The organism is Billgrantia sulfidoxydans, from assembly GCF_017868775.1.
GTDB lineage: Bacteria > Pseudomonadota > Gammaproteobacteria > Pseudomonadales > Halomonadaceae > Halomonas > Halomonas sulfidoxydans.
The window spans coordinates 284,461-310,827 of the sequence record NZ_CP053381.1; the positions used below are offsets into that span (position 1 = coordinate 284,461).

Annotated in this window: 23 protein-coding genes; 18 read left to right on the top strand and 5 right to left on the bottom strand. The window is 62.6% G+C overall.

Features of this window, described 5'->3' with window-relative positions; translation table 11 throughout:
• Positions 1 to 84 precede the first annotated feature (84 nt).
• Positions 85 to 951 (top strand): formyltetrahydrofolate deformylase, encoded by an 867-nt coding sequence (purU, locus tag HNO51_RS01325; RefSeq protein WP_197449283.1) that lies wholly within the window; start codon positions 85 to 87, stop codon positions 949 to 951.
• A 65-nt stretch (positions 952 to 1,016) separates the two neighbouring features.
• Positions 1,017 to 3,086 (top strand): prolyl oligopeptidase family serine peptidase, encoded by a 2,070-nt coding sequence (locus HNO51_RS01330; protein WP_209538283.1) that lies wholly within the window; start codon positions 1,017 to 1,019, stop codon positions 3,084 to 3,086.
• On the opposite strand, the gene HNO51_RS01335 is transcribed toward HNO51_RS01330, so the two are convergent.
• Both HNO51_RS01335 and HNO51_RS01340 read right to left on the bottom strand, forming a co-directional pair.
• Complete coding sequence (locus HNO51_RS01335) at positions 3,083 to 3,724, bottom strand: TetR/AcrR family transcriptional regulator (protein WP_209538284.1); 642 nt, start codon at positions 3,722 to 3,724, stop codon at positions 3,083 to 3,085. The two genes, HNO51_RS01330 and HNO51_RS01335, sit on opposite strands and share 4 nt — an antisense overlap.
• Positions 3,725 to 3,927: 203 nt before the next feature.
• Positions 3,928 to 4,896, bottom strand: a complete 969-nt coding sequence (locus tag HNO51_RS01340) for a LysR substrate-binding domain-containing protein (RefSeq protein WP_209538285.1) — start codon at positions 4,894 to 4,896, stop codon at positions 3,928 to 3,930.
• A gap of 169 nt (positions 4,897 to 5,065) precedes the next feature.
• Here HNO51_RS01340 and dapA point away from each other — a divergent pair, with 169 nt between their 5' ends.
• The 7 genes from dapA to HNO51_RS01375 all read left to right on the top strand — a co-directional run bounded on the left by dapA (position 5,066) and on the right by HNO51_RS01375 (position 13,230).
• Positions 5,066 to 5,956 carry a 4-hydroxy-tetrahydrodipicolinate synthase gene (dapA, locus tag HNO51_RS01345; protein ID WP_209538286.1) on the top strand — a complete coding sequence of 297 codons (891 nt, stop codon included), beginning with the start codon at positions 5,066 to 5,068 and terminating at the stop codon, positions 5,954 to 5,956.
• A gap of 24 nt (positions 5,957 to 5,980) precedes the next feature.
• Positions 5,981 to 7,309, top strand: coding sequence for an NAD(P)/FAD-dependent oxidoreductase (locus HNO51_RS01350; RefSeq protein ID WP_209538287.1), 1,329 nt, complete (start codon positions 5,981 to 5,983; stop codon positions 7,307 to 7,309).
• A gap of 24 nt (positions 7,310 to 7,333) precedes the next feature.
• The gene (locus tag HNO51_RS01355) at positions 7,334 to 8,839 is read left to right on the top strand and encodes an aldehyde dehydrogenase (protein ID WP_209538288.1); all 1,506 of its coding nucleotides are present in this window, start codon (positions 7,334 to 7,336) and stop codon (positions 8,837 to 8,839) included.
• Positions 8,840 to 9,080: 241 nt separating this feature from the next.
• Positions 9,081 to 10,109 carry a TRAP transporter substrate-binding protein DctP gene (gene dctP, locus HNO51_RS01360; RefSeq protein ID WP_242597177.1) on the top strand — a complete coding sequence of 343 codons (1,029 nt, stop codon included), beginning with the start codon at positions 9,081 to 9,083 and terminating at the stop codon, positions 10,107 to 10,109.
• A 112-nt stretch (positions 10,110 to 10,221) separates the two neighbouring features.
• Positions 10,222 to 10,707 (top strand): TRAP transporter small permease, encoded by a 486-nt coding sequence (locus tag HNO51_RS01365; protein ID WP_209538289.1) that lies wholly within the window; start codon positions 10,222 to 10,224, stop codon positions 10,705 to 10,707.
• A 46-nt stretch (positions 10,708 to 10,753) separates the two neighbouring features.
• The gene (locus HNO51_RS01370; protein WP_209538290.1) at positions 10,754 to 12,052 is read left to right on the top strand and encodes a TRAP transporter large permease; all 1,299 of its coding nucleotides are present in this window, start codon (positions 10,754 to 10,756) and stop codon (positions 12,050 to 12,052) included.
• Between the two features lie 182 nt (positions 12,053 to 12,234).
• Complete coding sequence (locus HNO51_RS01375) at positions 12,235 to 13,230, top strand: Ldh family oxidoreductase (protein ID WP_209538291.1); 996 nt, start codon at positions 12,235 to 12,237, stop codon at positions 13,228 to 13,230.
• 32 nt (positions 13,231 to 13,262) lie between these two features.
• On the opposite strand, the gene HNO51_RS01380 is transcribed toward HNO51_RS01375, so the two are convergent.
• Complete coding sequence (locus HNO51_RS01380) at positions 13,263 to 14,315, bottom strand: proline racemase family protein (protein WP_209538292.1); 1,053 nt, start codon at positions 14,313 to 14,315, stop codon at positions 13,263 to 13,265.
• A gap of 96 nt (positions 14,316 to 14,411) precedes the next feature.
• Positions 14,412 to 16,463 (bottom strand): NADH:flavin oxidoreductase, encoded by a 2,052-nt coding sequence (locus tag HNO51_RS01385; RefSeq protein WP_209538293.1) that lies wholly within the window; start codon positions 16,461 to 16,463, stop codon positions 14,412 to 14,414.
• Between the two features lie 177 nt (positions 16,464 to 16,640).
• Here HNO51_RS01385 and HNO51_RS01390 point away from each other — a divergent pair, with 177 nt between their 5' ends.
• Genes HNO51_RS01390 through HNO51_RS01400 form a run of 3 tightly spaced genes read left to right on the top strand, consistent with a single transcriptional unit; the run spans position 16,641 to position 19,178 of the window.
• Complete coding sequence (locus tag HNO51_RS01390; RefSeq protein WP_209538294.1) at positions 16,641 to 17,435, top strand: pyrroline-5-carboxylate reductase family protein; 795 nt, start codon at positions 16,641 to 16,643, stop codon at positions 17,433 to 17,435.
• A gap of 52 nt (positions 17,436 to 17,487) precedes the next feature.
• Entirely contained in the window at positions 17,488 to 18,237 is a 750-nt protein-coding gene (locus tag HNO51_RS01395; RefSeq protein WP_209538076.1) for an electron transfer flavoprotein subunit beta/FixA family protein, read from the top strand.
• A 14-nt stretch (positions 18,238 to 18,251) separates the two neighbouring features.
• The gene (locus tag HNO51_RS01400) at positions 18,252 to 19,178 is read left to right on the top strand and encodes an electron transfer flavoprotein subunit alpha/FixB family protein (RefSeq protein ID WP_209538075.1); all 927 of its coding nucleotides are present in this window, start codon (positions 18,252 to 18,254) and stop codon (positions 19,176 to 19,178) included.
• 7 nt (positions 19,179 to 19,185) lie between these two features.
• Here HNO51_RS01400 and HNO51_RS01405 read toward each other — a convergent pair whose 3' ends face one another.
• Positions 19,186 to 19,644, bottom strand: a complete 459-nt coding sequence (locus HNO51_RS01405) for a thioesterase family protein (protein WP_209538295.1) — start codon at positions 19,642 to 19,644, stop codon at positions 19,186 to 19,188.
• A gap of 221 nt (positions 19,645 to 19,865) precedes the next feature.
• Here HNO51_RS01405 and HNO51_RS01410 point away from each other — a divergent pair, with 221 nt between their 5' ends.
• The 6 genes from HNO51_RS01410 to HNO51_RS01435 all read left to right on the top strand — a co-directional run bounded on the left by HNO51_RS01410 (position 19,866) and on the right by HNO51_RS01435 (position 26,332).
• A complete protein-coding gene (locus HNO51_RS01410; protein WP_197449288.1) occupies positions 19,866 to 21,449 on the top strand; it encodes an ABC transporter substrate-binding protein in 1,584 nt (527 codons plus the stop codon).
• 66 nt (positions 21,450 to 21,515) lie between these two features.
• Positions 21,516 to 22,496 carry an ABC transporter permease gene (locus tag HNO51_RS01415; RefSeq protein ID WP_197449289.1) on the top strand — a complete coding sequence of 327 codons (981 nt, stop codon included), beginning with the start codon at positions 21,516 to 21,518 and terminating at the stop codon, positions 22,494 to 22,496.
• The gene (locus HNO51_RS01420; RefSeq protein ID WP_209538296.1) at positions 22,493 to 23,461 is read left to right on the top strand and encodes an ABC transporter permease; all 969 of its coding nucleotides are present in this window, start codon (positions 22,493 to 22,495) and stop codon (positions 23,459 to 23,461) included. The genes HNO51_RS01415 and HNO51_RS01420 overlap by 4 nt, the downstream gene beginning before the upstream one ends.
• Complete coding sequence (locus HNO51_RS01425; RefSeq protein WP_242597179.1) at positions 23,436 to 24,521, top strand: ABC transporter ATP-binding protein; 1,086 nt, start codon at positions 23,436 to 23,438, stop codon at positions 24,519 to 24,521. The genes HNO51_RS01420 and HNO51_RS01425 overlap by 26 nt, the downstream gene beginning before the upstream one ends.
• Entirely contained in the window at positions 24,511 to 25,557 is a 1,047-nt protein-coding gene (locus HNO51_RS01430; RefSeq protein ID WP_209538297.1) for an ABC transporter ATP-binding protein, read from the top strand. Before HNO51_RS01425 ends, HNO51_RS01430 begins: the two co-directional genes overlap by 11 nt.
• Before the next feature lie 13 nt (positions 25,558 to 25,570).
• Complete coding sequence (locus tag HNO51_RS01435) at positions 25,571 to 26,332, top strand: sulfite exporter TauE/SafE family protein (RefSeq protein ID WP_197449292.1); 762 nt, start codon at positions 25,571 to 25,573, stop codon at positions 26,330 to 26,332.
• Positions 26,333 to 26,367 lie beyond the last annotated feature (35 nt).

Genomic DNA, 26,367 nt, shown 5'->3' on the forward strand with positions numbered 1-26,367 from the left:
GTTTGCCAGGCGCGTTTGGCCGGGGTTTCCCCGGCCCTTTTTTCCATACGGTGCCCTTAGGCACCAGCCGCCGGAGGGAGCAGCATGAACCGACACGACGACATCTGGATCATGGCCGCGCAGTGTCCCAGCCGCCTGGGCACCGTCGACGTGGTGACCCGCTTCCTCAAGGAACGGCGCTGTTACATCACCGAACAGCAATCCTTCGATGATCGCCTGAGCGGTCGCTTCTTCATTCGCACCGAATTCCGCCCCGAGGAGGACGGCTTCGACGCCGGCGCCTTCCATGCCGCTTTCGCCGAGCGCGCCGCGGAGTTCGACATGACCTTCGAGCTGACCCCACCCGACAGGCGCCTGCCGGTGGTGATCATGGTCTCCAAGGCCGACCACTGCCTCAACGACCTGCTCTACCGCTACCGCACCGGGCAGCTGGCGATCGACATCCGCGCCATCGTCTCCAACCACCCCGACCTGGCCTCGCTGGCGGAGTGGCACGGCATTCCCTATCACCACTTCCCGATCACCGCCGAGACCAAGCCCGAGCAGGAGGCCCAGGTGTGGCGGGTGATCGAGGAGAGCGGGGCCGAGCTGGTCATCCTGGCGCGCTACATGCAGGTGCTGTCTAGCGAGATGAGTGCCAGGCTCGCCGGCCGGGCGATCAACATCCACCACTCGCTGCTGCCCGGCTTCAAGGGGGCGCGCCCCTACCATCAGGCCTACGAGAAGGGGGTCAAGCTGGTCGGCGCCACCGCCCACTACATCAACGACGATCTCGACGAGGGGCCGATCATCACCCAAGGCGTCGAGCCGGTCAGCCACGCCGACTACCCGGAGGACCTGGTCGCCAAGGGCCGCGATATCGAATGCCTGACCCTGGCCCGGGCGGTGGCGCTGCATGTGGAGCGACGCGTATTCCTGAACAAGAACCGCACGGTGGTATTCCAACGCTGACACATTGAGTCCGCGACCGGGGCAGGCTAGCTTGGTGGGCAACCGTTACCCACCAGGAGACCCGCATGGCTGCCCCCTTCGACGAGCACGACCCTTACCTGTGGCTGGAGGAGGTCGAGGGTGAGCGCGCCCTGGCCTGGGTCGAGGAGCGCAATGCCGAGAGCCAGGCCAGGCTCGCCGATGCGCCGGGCTTCACTGAGCTGCGCGACGACCTGCAGGCGATCCTCGAGGCCGACGACCGCATCCCCTTCGTGGTCAAGCGCGGCGAGTACTTCTACAACTTCTGGCAGGACCGCGACCACCCTCGCGGGCTCTGGCGGCGCACCAGCCTGGCTGAATACCGCAAGGCGCGGCCCGAGTGGGAAGTGCTGATCGACCTCGACGCGCTCAACGCCGAGGAGGGCGAGAACTGGGTGTGGCACGGCGCTCACTGCCTGCGTCCCGTCTCGCCCGACGCGCCCTGGCGCCACTGCCTGGTGTCGCTCTCGCGCGGCGGTGCCGACGCCGACGTCACCCGTGAGTTCGACCTAGTCGAGAAGCGCTGGGTCGAGGCGGGTTTCTACCGCCCCGAGGCCAAGGGCGGTTTGGGCTGGATCGACCGCGACACGGTCTACGTCCAGACCGACTTCGGCGAAGGCTCAATGACAAGCTCCGGCTACCCGCGCATCGTCAAGCAGTGGCGGCGCGGCACGCCGATGGCCGAGGCCGAGACGGTCTTCGAGGGCGAGCCCGACGACATGGCGGTGGGCGCGGGGCACGACCCGACGCCGGGCTTCGAGCGCGACTTCGTCAGCCGCGCCCGGGCCTTCTACGACAACGAGCTCTATCTGCGCGAGGCCGACGGCCGCCTCACCCGCATCGAGGTGCCCAACTCCGCCCACAAGCAGGTGCACCGCGAGTGGCTGTTGGTGGAGCTGCGCGAACCCTGGGAGGTGGCGGGCACCACTCACCCCGCCGGCGCGCTGCTGATTGCCGACTTCGACGCCTTCATGAACGGCGAACGCGAGCTGCGCGTGCTGTTCACCCCCACCGAACGCACCTCGCTCTCCGACGTCACCTGGACCCGCCGCCACCTGGTCCTCAACGTGCTCGACGACGTCAAGCACCGGCTCTACGTCATCACCCCGAGCGAAGGCCAGTGGCAGCCCGAGCCGCTGCCCGGCGTGCCGACGCTGGGCAGCATCAGCGTGAGCGCGGTGGACGACGAGGAGAGCGACGAGGTGTTCGTCATCGTCAGCGACTACCTGACGCCGACCACGCTGCTGCACGGTCGGGTCGGCGAGGAGTTGGAACCCCTCAAGCAGGCCCCGGCGCTGTTCGATGCCGAGGGGCTCGAGGTGACCCAGCACTTCGCCACCAGCCAGGACGGCACGCCGATTCCCTATTTCCAGGTGGCGCGCCGCGACCTCGAGCCGAACGGCGAGCACCCGACCCTGCTCTATGGCTACGGCGGTTTCGAGGTGCCGCTGCTGCCCGGCTACAGCCCCGGCGTGGGGCGCGCCTGGCTCAGCCGCGGCGGGGTCTACGTGGTGGCCAACATCCGCGGCGGCGGCGAGTACGGCCCGCGCTGGCACCAGGCGGCGCTGCGCGACCAGCGCCACAAGGCGTTCGAGGACTTCGCCGCGGTGGCAGAAGATTTGATCGAGCGCGGCGTCACCTCGCCGCGGCGGCTGGGCATCCAGGGCGGTTCCAACGGCGGCTTGCTGGTGGGCAACATGCTCACCCGCTACCCACAGCGGCTCGGCGCCGTGGTGTGCCAGGTGCCGCTGCTCGACATGCGCCGCTACCACCTGCTGCTCGCCGGCGCCTCGTGGATGGCCGAGTATGGCGACCCCGAGAGCGACGACTGGCAATTCCTGCGTGATGTCTCGCCCTACCACAACCTCGATCCCGCGGCCGAGTATCCGCCCATGCTGTTGATGACCAGCACCCGCGACGACCGCGTCCACCCCGGCCACGCGCGCAAGATGATGGCGCGCATGAGCGGGCAGGGGCATCAGGTGCTCTACTACGAAAACATCGAGGGCGGCCACGGCGGCGCGGCCGACAACCACCAGCGCGCCCATATGCAGGCACTGGCGTTCAGCTTTCTCGTCCAGCAGTTATTCGGCGATGAAGCGCTGGCACCGCGCTAGTCGGTGGTTTCCAAGGCATAGCCATGTCGGGCCTGGAAGCGCTGCAGCTCCTGGGGGCGCGGCGGTTGCCCGGTGAAGATCTCGACATAGGCGGGGATGCGCTGCATGCGAACCTCGAGGGCTTCCTGGGTCTTCATCGAGATGTAGCCGATCTGGGTGAGGTAAATGGTGCGGCCGCGCACGTTGGCCGCCAGAGGCTCGAAGCCGTAGCGCTCGAACATTTGCGTCAGTGCCTCGATGCGCGCCTCGTCGGCCATGTCGATTTCCTTGGCCACCTCATCCGACTGCAGCGCCCAGCTGCGCATGGCGAACTCTAGCTGAGAGTCGAATAGCTCGGGATCCAGCCAACAGTCGAAGACGTTGAGGATCGCCTCGACGATGGTTTCGGCATAGGCTTCGGTCTGGCGTACCAGGCCCTGGGTATTCTTCTCCCGCCAGCGCTCGATCAGGGCATCCAGCAGCGCCTCGCGATTCTTGAAGAACCAGTAGAAGCTGGTTCGTGAGACGTCGAGCCGCTTGGCCAGCGGCAGGATCCGCACGCTGTCGACACCGGACTCGAGCAGCAGTTCGAAGGCGGCATCGAGCCAGGCCTCGCGGGAGCCTTTCCATTTGGTGCTGCTATCGTTGCCAGGCGGCATCGAGATGGTCTCCTTCATCCGGGACGCAGCGCAACAGGTAGGCGCCAGCGAAAGGACGAAGTGTACACTGGTGTCTAGTTAATGTACACGTAGCGACACTGACTCAGGCCTTGAGCAGGTGAGGCGCGTCAGCAAGTTGGCGGTCTTGATCGAGCCGACCTGGCTCGAGTGACCTTAGCGGGTCGTTCCGGAGCAGAGGCGGGTTACTGTGTCACCCCGCTCTGCTGCAGGAACCATTTCCGGAAGCGAGTCATGGCCTCTTCGTCACCCTTGTCCTCACGGTAGGCCATATAGTGGTGCGTCTCTTCCAGCACGACCTCTTGCTCGACGGGCCTGATCAAGAGGCCTTGGTCAATCAGCGGGCCGACGAGATGATGCCAGCCCAAGGCGACGCCTTGTCCATTGAGCACCATCTGGATCAGCAGGTTGTAATCGTTGGCGTTGAAATAATGGGGTCCTTGGGACAGGCGGTCCTCGATGTCCAGATGATGAATGGCGAGCCATACCCCCCAGTCCACATGTTCGGCCACCTGAGAGCGGCCATACGGGCTCAGGTTGAGCAGCACGCCATCCCGCAGACCCTCAAGAGAATGGATCTCTGGATGGGCCTTGAGGTAACTCGGGGTACATACCGGATAGATCCGATCGTGAAAGAGCGGAATGCTGATATAGCCATCTCGGACTCGCGACATCTTGGTGATGAAGATGTCTGGATTGACCCCCGGTTCCATGGTCAGAAAGTTCTGAGTCGTGACCAGGTTGAGGTCTATGTCCGGATTGTCGCTGAAGAAGCTGGGCAGCCGGTGTGACATCCACAGCGCAGAAAAGGCGGGGGAACAGCATAAGGTAAGGGTGCGTCTGGCATTGCTGCCATGGTCTTTCTGAATGCGTTCGGCGGCCTGAGCAATATTGATAAACGACAATTGTGCCGCATCGAAGAAAATGGAACCAGCTTTGGTCAATTCTACCGAACGCCCGGATCGCTTGAACAGGGGCGTTCCAAGGTGGCTTTCGAGTTCACGGATCTGTCGGCTGATGGCTGCCTGTGTAACGCATAGTGCCTCGGCAGCACGGGTGAAGTTCTGATATTTGGCTGCCGCCACGAAAGACCTCACCGCGCGCAGCGATGGCATCTTGAGCAGCTTCTGATCGGGATCGGTGTGTGTCGTCATATGCTGGTTGACCTGTCGGAGCCGTGTGCCGCCCTGCGACGAAGGTATGAGCATAACATCTAGTCATGCTTTGCCGGGATTAAATGTTGCTTCTTCGAGGCAGAGTTGCCCGCGTACCATCATTTCTAACGCTTGTTCCTTCCCCATGAATAATCACAAAGGTGCTTTCATGAACTTCGATGGTATCTGGACCCCCGTCGTAACACCCTTCGCCGAAGATGGCGCCATTCAACTTGAAACGCTAGGTAAGGTAATCGATACCTTGGTCGATCAGGGGGTGCATGGCCTGATAATCGGCGGTACGACCGGCGAGTATTACGCGTTGAGCAAGGATGAGCGCAAGCAAGTACTCGATTTCGTCGCAGGTCATGCCAAGGGGCGCATCCCGATCATGGCGGGCATCAATGCCACGACCACCGAAGAGAGTCTCGAACTCGGTCACCATGCCAAGGCGGCCGATTTCGATGCCATCCTGGTGGCGGCTCCCTACTACTGCCAGCCGACCCAGGATGAGCTGCTCACGCATGTCCAGCGTATCGATGACGCCCTCGATATGCCGATCATGCTTTACAACTTCCCTGACCGCACCGGCACCCCCATGAGCTTCGAGTTCATCGAGGCCCTGCGCGACCGCCCGAATATTCAAGCCATCAAGGAGAGCACCGGGTCGATCGAGCGCATGCACGCCCTGGCCAACGAGTTCTCCGACCAGCTCCAACTGAGCTGCGGCATGGACGATCAGGTATTGGAGTTCTTCGTCTGGGGGGCACGCAGCTGGGTCGGGGGCGCCTCCAACTTCCTGGCCCCGGAACACGTGGCGTTGTACCAGGCCTGTGTCGTCGACCAAGACTTCGTCGCCGGTCGTGAGCTCGCGGCTCGCCTGCTGCCGATGCTGAATCTGCTCGAGCAGGGTGGAAAATTTTGCCAGTACATCAAGCATGGCTGCGAGCTGGCCGGCCTGCCGGTAGGGCCGGCACGGGCTCCGCTCATGCCGCTTAGCGAAGCTGAGAAAACCAGCTTCCAGCGCACCTATGACGCCTTGGTGCAACACCGCGGCTGAGATCCGGCGCCGGAGATTCGATCCATGCAGCTGAAATGTCGTTTCCTGCCCCAGAACGACGGCCGTTGCGGCTGGTACGAACTGCTGCCGCCGCCGTCTGCATCGACACCGCTCAGGGGCGAGGTCAAGGCCGATTGGGTGGTGCTGGGGGCGGGTTTGGCCGGCCTGGCCGCAGCACGACGGCTGGCCGAGCTGCAGCCGAACGCTGCCATCGCTGTCGTCGATGCAAAGCGTGTCGGTTTTGGCGCCGCCGGCCGGAACTCCGGCTTCATGGTGGACTTGCCGCATGACCTGAACTCGCACAGCTACACCGGTGATCAGTCTGCCGACCGCAAGCTCATCCGTCTCAATCGGGGGGCGATCGATTTCATGCGCGCGATCGTGCAGCAGCATTCCATCGAGTGCGACTGGCGTGAGCAGGGCAAGCTTCACGGCGCGGTTGAGGGGCGCGGGGTACAGGCCCTGGAGACGTTCGCCAAAGGCTTGTCAGCTCTCGGCGAGCCCTATCGCGAGCTCGATGCCCGCGAGATGAAGGCAATAACCGGCACCGACTTCTACCGGGCTGGATTGCATGCGCCCGGTGCCGTGCTAATACAGCCGGCTGCGCTGGTCCGCGGGCTCGGGGCCAGCCTGCCGGAAAACGTACACCTTTACGAAGACAGCCCCGTCCGCGAGATCGAGATCGGCCAGCCACATACATTGATCACCGACCTGGGGCGACTCAAGGCCCCTCGAATGGTGCTGGCCAATAACGCCTATGCCGCCCAGTTCGGTCAGCTCGGGCTCAAGGGCCGGCTTCTGCCCGTCTACACCTACGGCAGCCTGACCCGCCCCCTCGACGCGCAAGAGCAGGCGGCCCTGGGTGGCGAGAGGAGCTGGGGACTGATACCGGCAGACCCCATGGGTACAACGGTACGGCGCATGGGCGACGGACGCATCTGCATCCGTAATTGCTTTACCTACAACCCCAGTGTCAGCACCAGTGAAAACCGGCTGGCACGAGTGCGTGCTATCCATCGCCGTTCCTTCGAAAGACGCTTCCCCATGCTGCCGAACGTCGAACTGGAATACACCTGGGGAGGCGCACTGTGCCTGACCCGCAATGGAGGCACGCCGTTCGGCGAGATCGCACCTGGCGTCTACAGTGCCGTTTGCCAGAACGGACTGGGCCTGACGCGCGGCACGATCTCCGGAAAGTTGATCGCCGAGTACGCACTCGGGATCGAGAGCGAACTGCTCGACATCATGCTGGAACAGCCCAAGCCACAGTCAACCCCACCCGAGCCACTGCTCGGTATAGGGGTGCGTTCAACCCTTGCCTGGAAGGAGTGGCAAGCCGGAACCGAACTCTGATCCACCCACACGAGGAGAACAACAATGTCCGAGAACCTGACGCGAGAGGCCATCAAGAGCCAGGTCGAGCGACTCGAGTACCGCAACCTGGCCTTCATCGATGGCCGCTTCGTTGCCGCGAGTTCCGGCGAAACGCTCGAGACCCTCAATCCCGCCACCGGGGAATGCTTGACGCGAGTCGCCGCCTGCAATTCCGCTGATGTGGACCTCGCGGTCCAGGCCGCCCGCCGTGCCTTCGAGGCCGGCGTCTGGTCGGGTCTCGCACCCGCCGAGCGCAAGGCAATCATGCAGCGTTTCGCCGACTTGATCGAGGAGCACTGCCTGGAACTGGCCGTTCTCGAATCCCTCGAGGCGGGCAAGCCGATCAGTGAGTGCTTCAATGTCGACATCCCCGATACCGCCAATACCATCCGCTGGCATGCCGAAGCCGTCGACAAGCTCTATGACGCCGTCGCGCCTACCGCCAAAGGCGTGGTGGCCACGGTCACCCGCGAGCCGATCGGGGTAGTGGGCGCGGTGCTGCCGTGGAACTTCCCCGCCATGATGGCTGGCTGGAAACTGGGGCCGGCCCTGGCCACGGGTAACAGCGTAGTGCTCAAGCCTGCCGAGCTGACCTCCCTCAGTACCCTGCGGCTTGCCGAGCTGGCGCATGTGGCCGGCATCCCGGCCGGCGTGTTGAACGTCGTGCCGGGGCTTGGTCACGTGGCTGGCAAGGCCATTGGCTTGCACCCTGACATCGACCTGGTCGCCTTCACCGGTTCCACCGAAATCGGCCGTCGCTTCCTCGAATACTCGGCGGCCAGCAACCTCAAGCGGATCGTGCTGGAGTGCGGGGGTAAGAACCCGCAGGTGGTCATGCCTGACGTGAGCGACCTCAAGACAGTGGCGGGCAACGTCCTGGCCGCTGCGTTCTGGAACATGGGCGAGAACTGTTCGGCGGGTTCGCGCCTGATCGTGCACCGCTCCATCAAGGATGACTTGATCGACGAGCTCCAGCGCCAGCTCGATGAGGAGTGGGTCACCGGCGATCCGTTGGACCCCGACATCAATCTCGGCGCACTGATCGAGAAAGACCACATGAACAAGGTATTGGGCCATATCGAGCGGGCCAAGGCCGATGGGCTGTCCCTGGTGACCGGTGGCGTGCGGATGCGGGAGGAGAGCGGCGGCTATTTCGTTGCCCCGACGATCTTCGACGAGGTAGGTCCTGATGCCGCAGTGGCCAAGGAGGAGATCTTCGGCCCTGTGCTCGCGGTGATTCCGTTCGATACCGAGGAGGAGGCCATCGCCATCGCCAACGATACCTGTTATGGCCTGGCAGCCTCGCTGTGGAGTGACGATCTCAACACAGTGCATCGCATGGCTGCGGCGATTCGGGCCGGCACCGTCTCCGTCAACTGCTTCTCGGAGGGAGACATCACCACACCCTTCGGCGGCTACAAGCAGTCTGGCTTCGGTGGCCGGGACAAGTCGGTCTACGCCCACGACCAGTACTGCGAACTCAAGACGACCTGGATCCAGCTGTCCTGACCCGTGGATAGCTAACTATATGATCCTGAACGGCAATCGTCTTTGGCCGGCCGGCGTGGGACGATGGCTCGGGCAGCGTACGATTGCGTGTATCAACCATAACTTCAGGTTTTGTTTTGTACGGAGGAAAAGTCGTTTCCATTACCTTTGCTACATCTATAGCTTGAAAGAATGCTTGGTCGTGATCGATTGATCAAGCAAGAGGTGAATCCCAAATATAAAATATCGCTGGAGATATGTGATGAAATTAAAATGCTCAATGAAAATTAGCACGAGCATGGCTGCAGCCTCTGTTATCGCCGCTCTTGGTTTTTCCGCCACCACTTGGGCAAGCGACCAGGAGTTGAAGCTTAATATGGTCACGGAGTCGGGTGACCGGGAATCCCCTCAAGGTATGGCGGTTAAAAGAATCTCTGATCTCGTCGCAGAGAAATCTGATGGTAGGATTACCATTAACGTCTTCTATCAGGGGGAGATTGGTGGACCGCAGGAGCTCTTCGATCAGTTGGTCATGGGAAATATCGATCTCTTCCTTGGTTGGCCGCAAACCTCCTACGATGAGCGGTTGGGCGTACTGCAGTTACCCTACCTGACCTTGGGATGGGAGGAAGCGCTGGAAGCCTATGGCAAGGATGGTTGGGTATCGGACGTCATCGGGCCAATCCTTTCAGATGTTGGCCTGGAGTACCTGGGGCCATTCCCGGAAGGTTTTGGTGGTATTGCAACCAAAGATACTTATGCAACCAACTATGAGGATGCGCGGGGGATAAAGCTCCGCTCGCAGCCTATCTTCCCGCTGCCCCAAACCATCCAGGCCATGGGATTCCAAGCCGTCCCCATCGATTGGTCCGAAGTCTACACCTCCATCCAGACAGGGGTCGTCGATGGAGATTCCAGTAATGTGATTTACTGGGACTATACTTATTTCAACGACCTGCTCGACTATTTCGTTCACTCCAAGCATAACTTCTCTTTCTATACCTTCTTGATGAACCAGGATTCTTGGAACGAGCTCGACGAAGAAGATCGCGGTATTATCGCAGATGCCGTGGAAGTCGTGGCAAATGAGCAGTTCGAGAATGCCAGAGCCGAGGATGAAAAGTGGATCCAGAAGGCCCAGGAGGATGGGATGGAATATATCGTGCCTTCCGAAGAAGAGATGGCTGCCTGGGTCGAGCGCGTCCGCGAGAGCGTCTGGGTCGAGGCTGAGGAATCCTTGGGGGAAGAGGTCATGAGCGCCGTCCGTGAGCATGCGTCAGAACCCCAGTAAATAATACCTGCCGGGTGACTTGAAGTGGCTCCTTCTGATGAGGGCCACTTCATGTTCAATACCTTTGGGGTAATAAATATGAAGATTTTAGAGTTGTTGTCCCGCATCGACAATGCATTCGCTTTTGTTATTTAAAGTTGCCGTAACGGTACTGGGCCTTTTTATTGCTTTTGCCATGGTGGTTGGCATCCTGTTTCGGGCGCTGCTTGGCATTCAAGTATTTGGCCTTGAAGAATTGGTCTTGATGGCTGCCATGTGGCTATACATGCTTGGAGCGGCCTTGGCCTCGCGTGAGAGAACACATCTCAGTGCTGATTTTTTTCAGGCCTTTTCCGACAATGAAGCCTTGCACAACACGATGAATCTTATCGCCACGACCCTGTCGTTGTTGTTGGCGGTTTTCTTCGTTCGCTGGAGCTACAGTATTTTTTCATGGGGCTTCGAAAAGGGGCAAGTAACACCTGTGTTCAGTATCCCACAATATTTTTCGCAGGCGAGCCTTCTTGTTGCGAGTGTTCTTCTGCTGCTCTACGTACTCCGGGATTTCGTTCATGATGTCAGCAAGCTAGTCGGTAAAGCTAAAGCTGCGGCCCATTAAGGAATCTCGCGTAAAGAAAACCCCTTGACAATAATCGGAGAAGCTCATGGGTGCTTTGTTAGCGATAGGTGCTGTCATAGTATTAATGGTCATAGGCGTGCCGGTCGTGTTTTCGTTCGCGGCCATGACTCTCGTTCTCGCTCTAGCCTACGATGTCAATATATCATCCTTGATGACAACGGGATTCTGGTCCATCAACTCCATCATCTTACTGGCCCTCCCTTTGTTCATCATGACAGGATATTTGATGCAGTCCGGGGGGATTGCCGCCCGTCTAATACGTTTTGTTGAGGCAATTGTCGGCTCGTCCCGTAGTGGAATGGGGACCTCCATGGTGATGGCCTGCGGAGTGTTTGAGGCAATTTCAGGGACTGCCTCGGCTGCGGTGGCCTCGATTGGAACCATCATGATCGACCCGATGGAAAAGCATGGATACAGCCGCCCCTATTCTACCGCCTTGGTCGGAATATCCTCACTGCTCGGCCTGTTGATTCCGCCCAGCATCACCATGATTCTGTATGCCGTGGTGACGCGGCAATCCGTTGCGGCCGTATTCCTGGCTACCATCGGTCCGGGCATTTTGCTGATCATATTCCTTTGTGTAATCAATGCTATCAGAATGCGTAACAACCCTGCTTACAGCCCAGAGCCAATCACGCTGAGTAAGCGGTTCCGCAATATCGGCAGCACCGGCTGGAAAGCCCTCCCCGCGCTGATGCTACCGGTCATCATTCTGGGCGGCATCTACGGCGGCATCTTCACCCCCACCGAGGCGGCTGCCATTGCCGTTGTCTACGCCATTCCCGTTGGCTTGTTCGTCTATCGCGACCTGGACCTGAAGGCCTTGGCGCAGAGTTTTATCCATGCCGCCACGACGACTGGCGTCATCATGATCATTCTGCTCTTTTCCTTCGTGGCCAGTCGCATCTTCACCTTTGAGCGCGTGCCTCAGCAACTGACCGAGCTGTTACTTGAGCTATTCCAGAACAAACTGCTGATTCTTCTCATGGTGAATATCTTCTTGATTCTGATGGGAATGATCATGGATGACGTAAGTGTCGTCGCCATCCTTAGCCCTCTGCTGCTTCCGGTCATGGAGAGTATCGGTATCCACCCGGTGCATTTTGCAGCTATCGTGGGTACTAGCGTCGTGATTGGCTGCAATAGCCCGCCCATGGCTCCCATCCTATTCATGAGCTGCCGGATTGGCCGGGTTGGAATGTCGCAGGTCATACGGCCCGCCTTCAGCTTCATGCTGCTGGCTGCCTTGCCCGTGATGCTGATCACCACCTATTGGCCGGCACTCTCACTCTTCCTGCCGAAGCTGTTTGGATACGTGAGTTAATCGGTTCCTGTGGGTATGTCAGTATTTATTTCGTGCCTTTGAGTTGCACCCCGCATGTTGGGATCTTGTACCCAACGTTCGGGGCGCTTCATACTGTGAGCCGTCCAGGAGTTGGAATTAAACTCACCGTCCGGAGGCGGTTCCGAAAAGCCGACATTTAAGAACACGTGAGGTATCTTTCCTTGAGCCAGCAAACACTTTCCACCCATGATGCCGAGGCGTTGGCCGAGCAGGCCTGTCTCGCTGTCGGCGCCAACCCGGCTACCGCAATCTCCTTGGCGAAGGCGACAGTTTCAGCGGCGCTTTTCGGACATCCAGGTGTCGGCTTTCCACATCTGCTGGATTACCTTTCCGGTTTTCGTGAAGGACGCATTAACAAGGAAGCGGAGCCGAAGATTAATTCACCCCTGGCTGCCATCATTCATTCGGATGCGAATGGAGGTATTGCACAACTCGGCTTCGATTTGGCCATGCCGTCGCTTGTCGAGAACACCAGGAAGCTGGGCGTTACGATTTTCACTCAAGGCAACAGCTATACCACCGGTGAATTGGGCTACTATGTTCGCCGCCTTGCCCTGGAGGGGGTGATCGCTCTTGCCGTGTCCAACAGTCCGGCCGTGGTGGTGGGCTCCCCCAGTGGCAAAGTCGTTTTCGGTACCAACCCGATGGCGTTTGCTGCCCCCTTGGCCGATGTTAACGCACCGCTGGTCATTGACCAGGCATCCAGTGCAACGGCCTTCGTCAACCTGGTAAAAGCGGCTGAAGAGGGGCGAAAGATTCCCGAAGGCTGGGCGATCGACGAGACAGGCAATGTAACCACCGATGCAGCAGCCGGACTGCGCGGCGCACTCTTGGCATTTGGCGGTACGAAAGGTGCCAACGTGGCGCTGATGGTCGAGTGTCTTGCTGCTGGATTATCCGGTGCCTCATGGTCACTCGACATGCCGGATTTCCAGAATGGGGATCAGGTGATTGACGCGGGATTAACGATTATTACCATTCAACCCACCGCTATTGATGGCCGCTTTTCCACCCGCCTGACCCAACATCTTGATCGAATCGCCGAACGTGGCGGTACCTACGCGCCCAACCGCCGCCCAGTACGAAGTAGTAGTTCGGAAGAGGGGCGCATTAATATCGACGCGGTAGTGCTTGAGAAAATCCGCCGCTTCTTGTAAGCGGCGGTTGGGTAGGCGACGGCTTCTTTCACTTAGGCCCAGATGTCCTGCACACAGAACCCTTCTGTGAAAGGGTCGTCGTTGTCCAGCACGTACGTATTCATACCGTAAATCCAGCTCGTTCCTGAAATGGTAGGAATGACCGCTTTTCGCGCGCCAATTTCCGTTTCCTCGACCAGCCTACCTGTAAATACATTGCCCAGGATTCCCTGGTGGCGAAAATCTTGATTCAACGGTAGCTCGCCCTTGGCATGAAGGACTGCCATTTTTGCGCATGTTCCCGTCCCGCACGGGCAGCGGTCGATGGCACCTGTCCAGGTGCTGGGCTTATCCCAATCGAAATCACCAGACGCCACTGTCACGACATTCTTCCAGTCTGCGTCTGGACTACTTGCCGGCCCGGAAAGCTGCGAGATCGTGATGCCTATCCCTGGATAATCGGGATGTTCGACGGGCAATTGTTCAATGGCTGCCTGCCTGATCATGGCCGAAACCCGTGTGATTTCCGCGCCATGCTCGGGGGTAAGTTCGATCCAGGGGAACTGGCGGACATCGGCAATGACATAGAACATACCTCCCCACCCTACGTCTACTGTTACCTTGCCCAGATGGGGAACGTCTATTTCCGTGTCCAGATAGGCGGCAAAAGCAGGAACATTCCTGAAAGTAACGCTCTTTACCTTTCCATCCTTGCACTCTGCCCGGATGCGAATGAGCCCCGCCGGTGCCTCGAGAACGAGTTCCGTAACGGGCTCCTGCATCGGTAACATCCCCATCTCGAGCAGTACCGTTGCCACGGAAATAGTGTTGCCACCAGACATGACCGGATATTCGATCTGCTCCATGATGACGTAGCCAGCATCGGCTTCGGGATGGCATGGGGGCACAAGGACATTGCAGCAGAGAGGTGGGTAACCACGGGGCTCGCGAAGCATTAACTTGCGCAGTTGGTCGTCATTTTCCCGCAACCATACCATTTTTTCATGCACCGTCTTGCCGGGTATGTTGGGAATGCCGCCAGTGACGACGCGCATAGGTTCGCCTGCATGCGTATCTATGGCGTGTATGGTTCTCTTGAATGACATTTTCTGCCCCCTTTGGAACTTGTCGGTAGTGGTCTGCGCTTGTAATTAAGCAGACCAGCTGTTGAGCCTATATAGCTATTTTCCAGCCTTTTCGCATCACAGATCCTTCACCAGCCGCAAGGCGTCGTAGATCGCCGCATGGGTGTTGCGGGACGACACCGCATCGCCGATCCGGAACAGCTGGAAACCTTCGCCCGAATTTCGGATGACGGCCTGGGGCCGGCCGACGATCAGGTCCTCGTAGTTCACCTCGCCACCGTTACTCGAGTGCGGCTTGAGCTCGAAATAGACGTCGGCCATCGGCGTGATGCCATAGTTGACTACCACCTGGTCGATACGCCGCTCGTAGTTCAGGTCCTGCTTGCCGGGGGGTACGTAGTCGCTGGTGATCCTGGCAAGCAGTTCACTGCCGTCGCGCTCCACGGATTTCAGCCGGTAAGTGGGCGTGAAGGTGACGTTAGGCCGCTGCAGGGCGCGCATGTACGGCACCAGGTTCATGGCCATGATTTCTGCCGAGAAGGTGCGATCCGGTGTCATGATCTCGAGTTCGGCGCCGGTGGCGGCAATGATCTCCGCGGCCTGCATGGCGGCATGATCGCCGGCATCGTCGAAAAGGAGTACCCGGCTGCCCGGCGCCACGTGGCCCGACAGGATATCCCAGGTGTTGACCACCAGGTCGTGTCCGACAGTGGGCTGGTCTTCCATGGGGTAGCCGCCGGTGGCCACGATCACCACGTCCGGCTTTTCGGCGAGCACGTCCTCGACCTCGGCCCAGACGTTGTAGCGGATCTCGACGCCGAGCGCCTCACAGCGCTCCAGGCGCCAGTCGATGATGCCCATCATCTCGCGGCGACGCTCACTCTGTGCCGTGAGGCGCACCTGTCCGCCGGCATCGCTGGCGGCCTCCAGCACCACCACCTCATGGCCCCGCTCGCCGGCAACGCGGGCAGCTTCCAGCCCTGCGGGGCCAGCACCGATGATCACCACCCGGCGCTTGTTCGCTGCCTTGGGGATGGTGTGGGGCATGGTGGTCTCGCGCCCGGTGGCGGCGTTGTGAATGCAGTAGGCGGCGCCGCCCTGGTAGATACGGTCGAGACAGTAGTTAGCGCCGACGCAGGGGCGGATCTCCTCCTCGCGGCCCTCGACGATCTTGCGCACGATGTGCGGATCGGCCATGTGGGCGCGGGTCATGCCGACCATGTCGACCTTGCCCGAGGCGATGGCATGGCGGGCGGTGGCGACGTCCTGGATCTTGGCGCCATGAAAGGTGGGGAAATCGATCTCGCGACGGATCTCCCCGGCGAAGTCGAGGTGCGGGGCGCTGGGCATGCCCTGGATGGGGATGACGTCGGTGAGTCCCGGGTCGGTGTCGATATGCCCACGCACCACGTTGAGGAAATCGACCAGGCCGCTGTCCTTCAGACGCTGCGAGATCGCCATGCCGTCGCTGGCCGTCAGCCCCCCCGGCAGCATCTCGTCGCCGGTATAGCGCATGCCGACGATGAATTCCTCACCGACCCGCTGGCGAATGGCTCGCAGCACGTCGAAGGTGAAGCGCAGGCGGTTGTCGAGATCGCCCCCGTAGGGCTCATCGAGGGTATTGGTCAGCGGTGACCAGAACTGGTCCATCAGGTGGCCATAGGCCATCAGCTCGATGCCGTCGAGGCCGGCGGCGTGCATGCGCTCGGCGGCGTCGGCGTAATCGCGGATCAGGCGCTCGATATCCCACTCCTCGACCTGCTTGGGGTAGGCGCGGTGGGACGCTTCGCGACGATGAGAGGGGGATACCGCCGGCAGCCAATCGCCCTTGTCCCAACGGGTGCGCCGGCCCAGGTGAGTCAGCTGGATCATCACCGCCGTGCCATGCTCATGGCAGGCGTCGGTGAGTTCCTTCATCCACGGCACCACCTCATCCTTGTAGGCCAGGATGTTATTGAACACCGGCGGGCTGTCCTTGGCCACCGCCGCGGACCCGGCGGTCATGGTCAGGCCCAGCCCGGCCTTGGCCCGCTCGACGTGATAGGCGCGGTAGAGTGCCTTGGGCATCCCGTCTTCAGGATAGGCCGGCTCGTGCGAGGTCATCATGATCCGGTTCTTCAGGGTGAGATGCTTGAGCTGGAAGGGCTGAAGCAGCGGGTCGTTGGCCATGATCGGGTCTCCGTCTTGTTGTGTGCTTGACATTGTCAGCCGTGGATGTACACACTCGTCATCCGAATGTACAGCAGTGTACATGAATAGAAAAGACCCTGAGCGTGTTAGCTCATCATGAAGCGACAAGAAACGCCTGGGGGCGGGATGTAGGCCTATACAAATGGAGGTGAAACCATGTCGCTTGATGCGGTGATCGGGATCATCGGCGGGCAGGGTTGGATGGGGCGTGCTCTCGGCATCGCTCTGCTGGAGCGGAATGTCGTATCTCCGGATCGACTGGTGGTTTCCTCGCGCACCGGCCAGGGAGAGGTTTACCGCGACTGGCCCGAGGTGCGTTGCGTCAAGACCAACCGTGAGCTGGTCGCCCTGGCGGACGTCATCGTGCTTTCCGTACGCCCGCAGGATCTTGCCGGCCTGGACATTGAGGTAAGCGGCAAGCTGGTCGTCTCGCTGCTGGCGATGGCCTCCTTGCAGGCAATTTCCCGCCAGATGGGCAGCAGTCGGGTAGTGCGTGCCATGCCGAATGCTGCGGCGGAGATCCGTCGGGCCTACTTTCCCTGGTTTGCTTCACCGCAGGTCTCCGATGACGACAAGCGGCTCGTCCAGGCGCTGTTGGCGAGCTGTGGCACGGCGCGCGAGCTTTCCAGCGAGGGCGATCTCGATTACCTGACGGCCTTGAGCGGTGCCGGGCCGGCGTATCCCGCCTTGTTGGCCCAATCGATGCTAGAGCATGCCAGGAGCGCGGGGCTCTCCGACGAGATCGCCCGCGAGGCCGTCATGCAGACCCTGGTGGGTGGCAGCCTGCTGCTGGAGAAGTTGGATACCGACCCCGGCGACATGGTGGAGCGGCTGATTGCCTATGACGGCACCACGGCCAAGGGGCTGAGAACGATGCTGGATGAGGGCATCGGCCAGGCAATTCATCGTGGCCTCGATGCGGCGCATCGCGCCGCGGCAGGTTCACGATAGGCTTCGGCACCCGAAAAGAAAATAACCGATCAAGAGTCTGGGAGAGTATGCAATGAAGATCCTCGTCGCGGTCAAACGCGTCATCGACTACAACGTCAAGATCCGCGTCAAGCCGGATCACTCCGACGTCGACCTCACCAACGTCAAGATGGCCATGAACCCCTTCTGCGAGATCGCCGTGGAAGAGGCGGTGCGGCTGAAGGAGCGAGGGGTCGCCACCGAGGTGGTCGCCGTGACCGTCGGCCCCAAGGCCGCCCAGGAGCAGCTGCGCACCGCGCTGGCGCTGGGTGCCGACCGCGCCGTGCATGTCGAGACCGAAGAGCGCGTCGAGTCGCTGGCCGCGGCCAAGCTGCTGGCCAAGGTGGTGGAAGAGGAGCAGCCCGGTCTCGTCATTCTCGGCAAGCAGGCCATCGACACCGACAACAACCAGACCGGGCAGATGCTTGCCGCCCTGGCCGGCCTGCCCCAGGGCACCTTCGCCTCGGAAGTGAAGGTCGAGAACGACAAGGTCCAGGTCACGCGTGAGGTCGACGGCGGCCTGCAGACCGTCGAGCTGACCCTGCCGGCGGTGATCACCACCGACCTGCGCCTCAACGAGCCGCGCTACGCCAAGCTGCCCGACATCATGAAGGCCAAGAAGAAGCCGCTCGACGTCAAGTCGCCGGCGGACCTCGGCGTCGAGGTGACAAGCCGGCTGACGCTGGAGAAGGTCGAGTCACCGGCCGAGCGCAAGGGCGGCATCAAGGTGGGCTCCGTCGACGAGCTCGTGGACAAACTCAAGAACGAAGCCAAAGTGCTTTGAGGGGAGCCGATTTCATGAGCATCCTGGTACTTGCAGAACATCACGACGGCCAGCTCGCCGGCGCCACCGCCCATGTGGTCGCGGCGGCCCAGGCGATTGGCGGCGACATCGACGTGCTGGTGGCCGGCGAGAACGTCGGTGCCGTGGCCGAGGCCGCCGCCAGGCTCGACGGCGTGAGCAAGGTGCGGGTGGCCGACCACGCCGCCTATGCCCACCAGCTCGCCGAGCCCCTGGGCGCGCTGCTGGTCGAGCTCGCCGGCGACTACCGCCACGTGCTGGCCGCCGCCTCCACCACCGGCAAGAACGTGCTGCCGCGCGTCGCCGCCCTGAAGGACGTCAGCCAGATCTCCGAGATCGTCGAAGTGGTTGATGGCGACACCTTCAAGCGCCCCATCTATGCCGGCAATGCCATTGCCACGGTCAAGAGCGCCGACGCGCTCAAGGTGATCACCGTGCGCACCACGGCGTTCGATGCGGTGGCAGAGGGCGGCAGTGCCAGCGTCGAGAGCGTCGAGTTCGTGGCCGAGAATAGCCAGTCCACCTTCCTCAAGCAGGAGCTGGCCCAGAGCGACCGTCCCGAACTGGGCGGGGCGCGGGTGGTCATCTCCGGCGGTCGCGGCATGGGCAGCGGCGAGAACTTCAAGCTGCTCGAGGGTATCGCCGACAAGCTGGGCGCGGCCATCGGTGCCTCGCGTGCCGCGGTGGACGCCGGCTTCGTGCCCAACGACATGCAGGTCGGCCAGACCGGCAAGATCGTCGCGCCGGAGCTCTACATCGCCGTGGGCATTTCCGGGGCGATCCAGCACCTGGCCGGCATGAAGGACTCCAAGGTGATCGTGGCGATCAACAAGGACGAGGAGGCGCCGATCTTCCAGGTGGCCGATTACGGCCTGGTCGGTGACCTGTTCGAGATCCTGCCGGAGCTGGAGAGCAAGCTGTAATCCCTCCTCAACGCCGCGGGATACCGATCCGCCGCCCGGCCGCCTCCGGCCAGGCGGCGGCCTCGGTTCGCGGCAGGGCATCGATGGCCTCGGCCACCTCAGGCGGAAAGGGCGCGGGGCGGTGGCTTCCCGTGTCGATGCCCATCAGCATCTGCTCGCTGGTGGCCAGCGTCTCGCCGGCGTCGTCGTGCATCGTGAAGAACAGGTGCAGGCGCTTGGCGTCGCGGTCGAGCAGCAGCGCCTTGACGGTCAGCGCCTGCCCCTGGTGGGCCTCGCGCCGGTAGCAGAGGTGGGTCTCCAGGGTGAAGAGGGTATAGGCGAGGCGCTCGCGCCCCTCGGCATCCAGCCCGATCCGCTCCATCAGCGTGTCCACCGCCAGCGAGAACACCCTGGCGTATTCGGCATCGTTCATATGGCCGTTGTAGTCGACCCACTCCGGGGCGACCCGGGTCGTCAGCAGTGCCATCGGTGGCTCTCCCTTGATTTAGTAATTGCGTCTATTGTCGGCGCAGCGACACCGACCGAGGGGTTTACCAAGAATCGGTCTCGATACCGCAAATGCAACTGCCAATAGTCGAAATAGCGCTGAAAAGTATTCCTAAGGCAATTCTGGCTTTCTTGGCTAAGGTATGGGAGAACCTCTCCAGGGCGAATGCCCATCAAACGCTTGATTGAGGAAATAACAAGATGCTACCCAAGAAGACCCTTCTGGCCACCGCCGTGATCGGCGCCATGCTGGCCACCGCCGCGAATGCCGAGACCCTGCGCTGGACCCGTTCCGCGGACAGCCTGACCATGGACCCCCATTCGCAGAACGAGGGGCCGACCCATTCGGTCAATCACCAGATCTTCGATACGCTGCTGTTCCAGGACATGGACGTCGAGTATCAGCCGGGCCTGGCCACCGAGTGGCACGTGAAGGAGGACGAACCCACCGTCTGGGTGTTCAAGATCCGCGAAGGTGTGACCTTCCACGAAGGCCAGTCGTTGACCGCCGATGACGTGGTCTTCTCCATCAATCGCGCGCGTCACGAGAATTCCGACATGCGCGGCCTGCTCACCTCCATTTCCGAGGTGCGCGCCGTCGACGACCATACCGTCGAGATCGAGACCAGCGAGCCCAACCCGCTGCTGCCCAACAACTTCACCAACCTGTTCATCATGAGCCGCGAGTGGGCGGAGGAGCACGGCGTAGAGGAGCCGCAGAACTACGCCGCCGGCGAAGAGACCTATGCCGTGCGCAACGCCAACGGCACCGGTCCGTTCCGCGTCGAGAGCCGCGAGCCCGACGTGCGCACCGTGTTCGTGCGCAACGACGACTACTGGGGTATCGATGAGTACCCGATGGAGATCTCCCGCCTGGTGTTCACGCCCATCGAGTCGGCTTCCACCCGCGTGGCGGCGCTGCTCTCCGGCGAGGTCGACTTCCTGCAGGAAACCCCGGTGCAGGACATCGAGCGCCTGGCCGAAGCCGACGGCATCAAGAACGAGCAGGGCCCAGAGAACCGCACCATCTTCCTCGGCATGGACATGGGCTCGGCCCAGCTGCGCACCGCCGACACCGACGACAACCCCTTCGCCGACCGCCGCGTACGCGAGGCGATCAACCTGGCGGTGGACGCCAACACCATTCAGCGCGCGGTGATGCGCGGCAACTCCCAGCCGGCCGGCATGATCGCGCCGCCCTTCGTCAACGGCTACACGGAAGAGATGGACGAAGTGCCGGAGGCGGATGTCGAACGGGCCCAGGAGTTGATGGAGGAGGCCGGCTACGGTGACGGTTTCCGCGTCACGCTCAACTGCCCCAACGACCGCTACGTCAACGACGAGCAGATCTGCCAGGCAGTGGTCAGCATGCTGGCGCGTATCGGCATCACCGTGGACCTGGTGGCCCAGACCCGTTCGCTGCACTTCGCCGAGCTGGCGCGTGAGGAGTACGACTTCTACCTGCTGGGCTGGGGCGTGCCCACCATGGATTCCGAGTACATCTTCAACTACCTCTACCACACCAAGGACGGCGATCGCGGTTCGTGGAACTTCACCGGCTACTCCGACGAGCGGGTGGACGAGCTGACCGTGGCGATGGGGCAGGAGATCGACGAGGAGGCACGCAACGAGATGATCGCGGAAGCGTGGGAGATCGTGCACGACGAGATCCTCTACATCCCGATCCACCACCAGATGCTGACCTGGTCGATGCGCGACGACATCGACTTCAAGGTGCAGAGCGAAAATACGCCGCACTTCAAGTATCTACAATTCAATCAATAAGTCTTATTGAACACGACCTCCGGCTGCCACAAGCGGCCGGGGGCATCGTCGTGATTTGGTGATCCCATGCTAGCGTTTCTGATCCAGCGCGTGCTGCAGGCCATCTTCGTGATGTTCGTGGTCGCGCTCATCTCGTTCTCGCTGTTCCACTACGTCGGCGACCCGGTGCTCAACATGCTCGGGCAGGAGGCCACCGAGGCCGACCGCGCCGCCTTGCGCGCCCAGCTCGGCCTCGACCAGCCGGTGGTGGTGCAGTTCTGGAATTTCATCGTCAATGCCGCCCAGTTCGAGTTCGGCATCTCCTACCGCTCGGCGCGCCCGGTGACCGACCTGATCCTCGAGCGGCTGCCCGCCACCCTGGAGCTGGCCATCCTCTCGGCGATCTTCGCCGTGGTCATGGGCATCGTGCTGGGCATCTATACCGCACTGCGTCGCCGCAGCTGGCTAGCCAACTTCATCATGACCGCCTCGCTGATCGGCGTGTCGCTGCCCACCTTCCTGATCGGCGTGCTGCTGATCTATGTCTTCGCCGTGGAGCTCGGCGTGCTGCCGGCCTTCGGCCGCGGTGAGACGGTACGCCTCGGCGACTGGTGGACCACCGGGCTGCTCACCGCCAGCGGCCTGCGCTCACTGATCCTGCCGGCGATCACCCTGGGGCTGTTCCAGCTCACGCTGATCATGCGCCTGGTGCGGGCCGAGATGCTCGAGGTACTGAGCACCGACTACATCAAGTTCGCCCGCGCGCGGGGGCTCTCCAAGCGTGTGGTGAACCTGCGCCACGCGTTGAAGAACACCATGATCCCCGTGATCACCATCATCGGCCTGCAGCTCGGCACCATCATCGCCTTCGCCATCATCACCGAGACGGTGTTCCAGTGGCCCGGCGTGGGGGCGCTGTTCATCACCGCCGTGCGCTTCGTCGACGTGCCGGTGATGGCCGCCTACCTGATGATGATCGCGCTGGTGTTCGTGGTCATCAATCTGGTGGTGGATCTGCTCTACTACGCCGTCGACCCACGGCTGCGGGCCCAGGGAGGTGGCAAATGAGTCAGGACGTACAGACCCGAGACCAGGAGGCGCCCGTCGTGCCGCCCAGGCCGAGCAAGTGGCGCACCTTCCTCGACAGCGATGTCGTCTACTCGTGGAAGCGCCAGCCGGTGGTGATACTCGCCACCCTGGTCACGCTGACCATGTTCGCGGCGGCCCTGTTCGCGCCGTGGATCGCGCCGCAGAACCCGTTCGACCCGCGCCAGCTGGAGCTGATCGACGCCTTTGCGCCGCCGATGACGACCTCGGACTTCACCGGCAACTTCTACCTGCTGGGCAGCGACAGCCAGGGCCGCGACGTCTTCTCGGCGATTCTCTACGGCTCGCGCATCTCGCTGCTGGTGGGCTTCGCCGCGGTGATCTTCGCCCTGGTGATGGGCACCGCCCTGGGCCTTTTGGCGGGCTTCCGCGGCGGCTGGCGCGACGCGCTGATCATGCGTATCGCCGATGTGCAGCTCACTTTCCCCTCGATCCTGATGGCGCTGCTGATCTTCGGCGTGATCCGCGGTTTCCTGCCGCGCTCGATGCACGCCGAGGTGGCCATCATCGTGCTGATCATTGCCATCGGCCTCTCCGACTGGGTGCAGTACGCCCGTGCCGTGCGCGGCGCCACCATGGTGGAGAAGAGCAAGGAGTACGTGCAGGCGGCGCGAGTGATCGGCCTGCCGGCGCGCAAGATCCTGTTCCAGCACATCCTGCCCAACGTGCTGCGTCCGGTGCTGGTGATCGGCACCATCGGGCTGGCGCTGGCGATCATCGCCGAGGCCACGCTGTCGTTCCTGGGGGTCGGCATGCCGGCCACCCAGCCGAGCCTGGGCACCCTTATCCGGGTGGGCCAGGATTACACGTTCTCGGGGGAGTGGTGGATCCTGCTCTTCCCCGGGGTGGCGCTGCTGATACTGGCGCTCTCCGTCAATCTGCTGGGAGACTGGTTGCGTGATGTCCTCAACCCCAAGCTCCGTTAACCAAAGCGCCGCCATCGGCCACGAGCCTGCTGCCGCGGCGCAGGAACCGGTGCTCTCCGTTCACCATCTGCGGGTGGAGTTCCCCACCCGCCACGGCACCCTGGTGGCGCTCGACGACGTCTCCTTCGACATCGCCCCCGGCGAGGTGCTGGGCGTGGTGGGCGAGTCCGGGGCCGGCAAGTCGATGACCGGCAACGCCGTGATCCGGCTGCTCGAGCCGCCCGGGCGCATCGCCGCGGGCGAAGTGCATCTCTCGGGCAAGCGTATCGACGACCTCCCCGAAGAGCAGTTCGTGCCGCTGCGCGGCCGCCATATCGGCATGATCTTCCAGGACCCGCTGACCAGCCTCAACCCGCTGTTCTCGATTGGCGATCAGCTAGTGGAAACCATTCGCGCCCACCTGCCGATGAGCGAGCGCGAGGCGCGCGAAGAGGCGCTCAAGCTGCTGCGCGAGGTGGGCATTCCCGCTCCCGAGAACCGCCTCGACAGCTACCCGCACCAGTTCTCCGGCGGCATGCGCCAGCGCGTGGTGATCGCCCTGGCGCTGGCGGCGCGCCCCGAGTTCATCATCGCCGACGAGCCCACCACGGCACTGGACGTCTCGGTGCAGGCGCAGATCCTCGCCCTGCTCAAGCGGCTGTGCGCCGACCATGGCACCGCGGTAATGCTGGTGACCCACGACATGGGGGTGATCGCCGAGACCGCCGACCGCGTGGCGGTGATGTACGCCGGCCGGCTGATCGAGATCGGCCCGGTCGACGAGGTGGTGCGCCACCCGCAGCACCCCTACACCAAGGGGCTGATGGCCTCGATTCCGAGCGTGGAGAAGCGCCTCGAGCGGCTCTACCAGATCGAGGGCTCGATGCCGCGGCTGGCGGCGATCCCCGCGGGCTGCGCCTTCAATCCGCGCTGCCCCCACGCCCAGCAGCGCTGTCGTGACGAAAGGCCGGAGCTGATGCCGGCGGAGGGCAGCCGCGCGGCCTGCTGGCTGCACGACCCGGTCGACCCACTGCCGCCGCGACAAGACGTAGAGGGACGGGAGGTGAGCCATGTGCGCTGATACGGCAGTGAAGCAGACCACGGCGGCGCAGGGTGAGAACCTGCTCGAAGCCCAGGACCTGGCGCGCTACTTCGACGTCTCCAAGCCTTGGCTCAACCGGGTGATCGAGCGCAGCGAGCGGCTCACGCTCAAGGCGGTGGACGGTGTGGGCTTCTCCATTCGCCGCGGCGAGACCCTCTCGCTGGTGGGCGAATCGGGCTGCGGCAAGTCCACCGTGGCGCGGCTGGTGGTAGGGCTCTACGGGCTCACCCGCGGCAGGCTGACGTTCGACGGCGAGGACATCAGCGACCTGGCCAGCCGCACCGGGCGCCAGGCCGCCAGCGTGCGCAAGCGTTTCCAGATGATCTTCCAGGACCCCTACGCCAGCCTCAACCCGCTGTGGCGGGTGGGCACCATCATCGGCGAGCCGCTGCGCTTCTTCCGCCCCGAGATGAGCGCCACCGACCGCCGCTGCCGGGTGGGCGAGCTGCTCGAGCAGGTGGGGATGTCGGCCATGGATGCCAACCGCTACCCGCACGAGTTCTCGGGCGGCCAGCGTCAGCGTATCTCCATCGCCCGGGCGCTGGCCAACGAGCCGGAGTTCATGATCTGCGACGAGCCGACCTCGGCGCTCGACGTCTCGGTGCAGGCGCAGATCCTCAACCTGATGCGCGACCTGCAGGACGAATACGGCCTGACGTACCTGTTCATCAGCCACGACATGGCGGTGGTCAAGCACATGTCGGACCGCATCGCGGTGATGTACCTGGGGCGTATCGCCGAGATCTCCCCGGCCGACCAGCTCTTCGAGCGCCCTCACCATCCCTACTCGAAGATGCTGCTGGCCGCGGTGCCGTCGCTGGAGGGGGTGGGCAGGGAGCGCAGCGTGATCCAGGGCGAGGTGCCCAACCCGGTGCATCCGCCCTCGGGCTGCGCCTTCCATCCGCGCTGTCCGCACGCCAACGCGCGCTGCCAGGCCGAGGTGCCCAAGCTGATCGCGCGCAGCGATGGCAGCGAGGTGGCGTGTCACGGCGTCGAGGAGGGCAGGTTGCCATGAGGCGCCCGGCCTGATGCTGGAGCTGCTCTCGCCGCTGTCGGCCGGGGTCAACCTGGCCCTGGTGCTGCTCTCGGTGGTGACCTCGGCGCTCTCCGCGGCGGCGGGCATCGGCGGCGGCACGCTGCTGATCATCGCCATGGCCCAGGTGATGCCGGCCACGGCGCTGATTCCGGTGCACGGCATGGTCCAGCTCGGCTCCAACGGCGGCCGCGCGGCGATGACCTGGCGTCACGTGCGCCGCGACATCGTCGCGGCCTTCCTGCCGGGTGTGATCGTCGGCGCCCTGGTCGCGGCCTGGTTGCTGATCCGCCTGCCCTACGGCGTGCTGGAACTGTGTATCGCCGCCTTCGTGCTCTACTCCTGCTGGGGTCCAGGTCTGCCCCAGCGGGCGGTGGGGCGCACCGGCACCGTGGTTGCCGGTGCCGTCACTACGCTGCTCTCCAGCCTGGTGGGCGCCAGCGGGCCGATGGTGGCCTCGTTCATCAAGCTCGGCATGAGCGAGCGGCTGCCGCGGGTGGCCACCTTCGCCACCTGCATGACGCTGCAGCACATGACCAAGGCGTTCATCTTCGGCTTCGCCGGGTTTGTCTTCCGCGACTGGCTATGGCTGATGCTGGCGATGGTGGCGGCGGGCTTCGCCGGCACCTGGCTGGGCTTGCGCCTGCTGCACCGGGTGACCGACCACCGCTTCGACTTTTTCTTCAAGTGGGCCCTGACCCTGCTGGCGCTGCGCCTGATCTGGCTGGGCGCGGAGCGGCTGTTGGGGTTAGGCTGAACGTAAACGGCCTGGCCTGACCGGAAAGGAGTCTG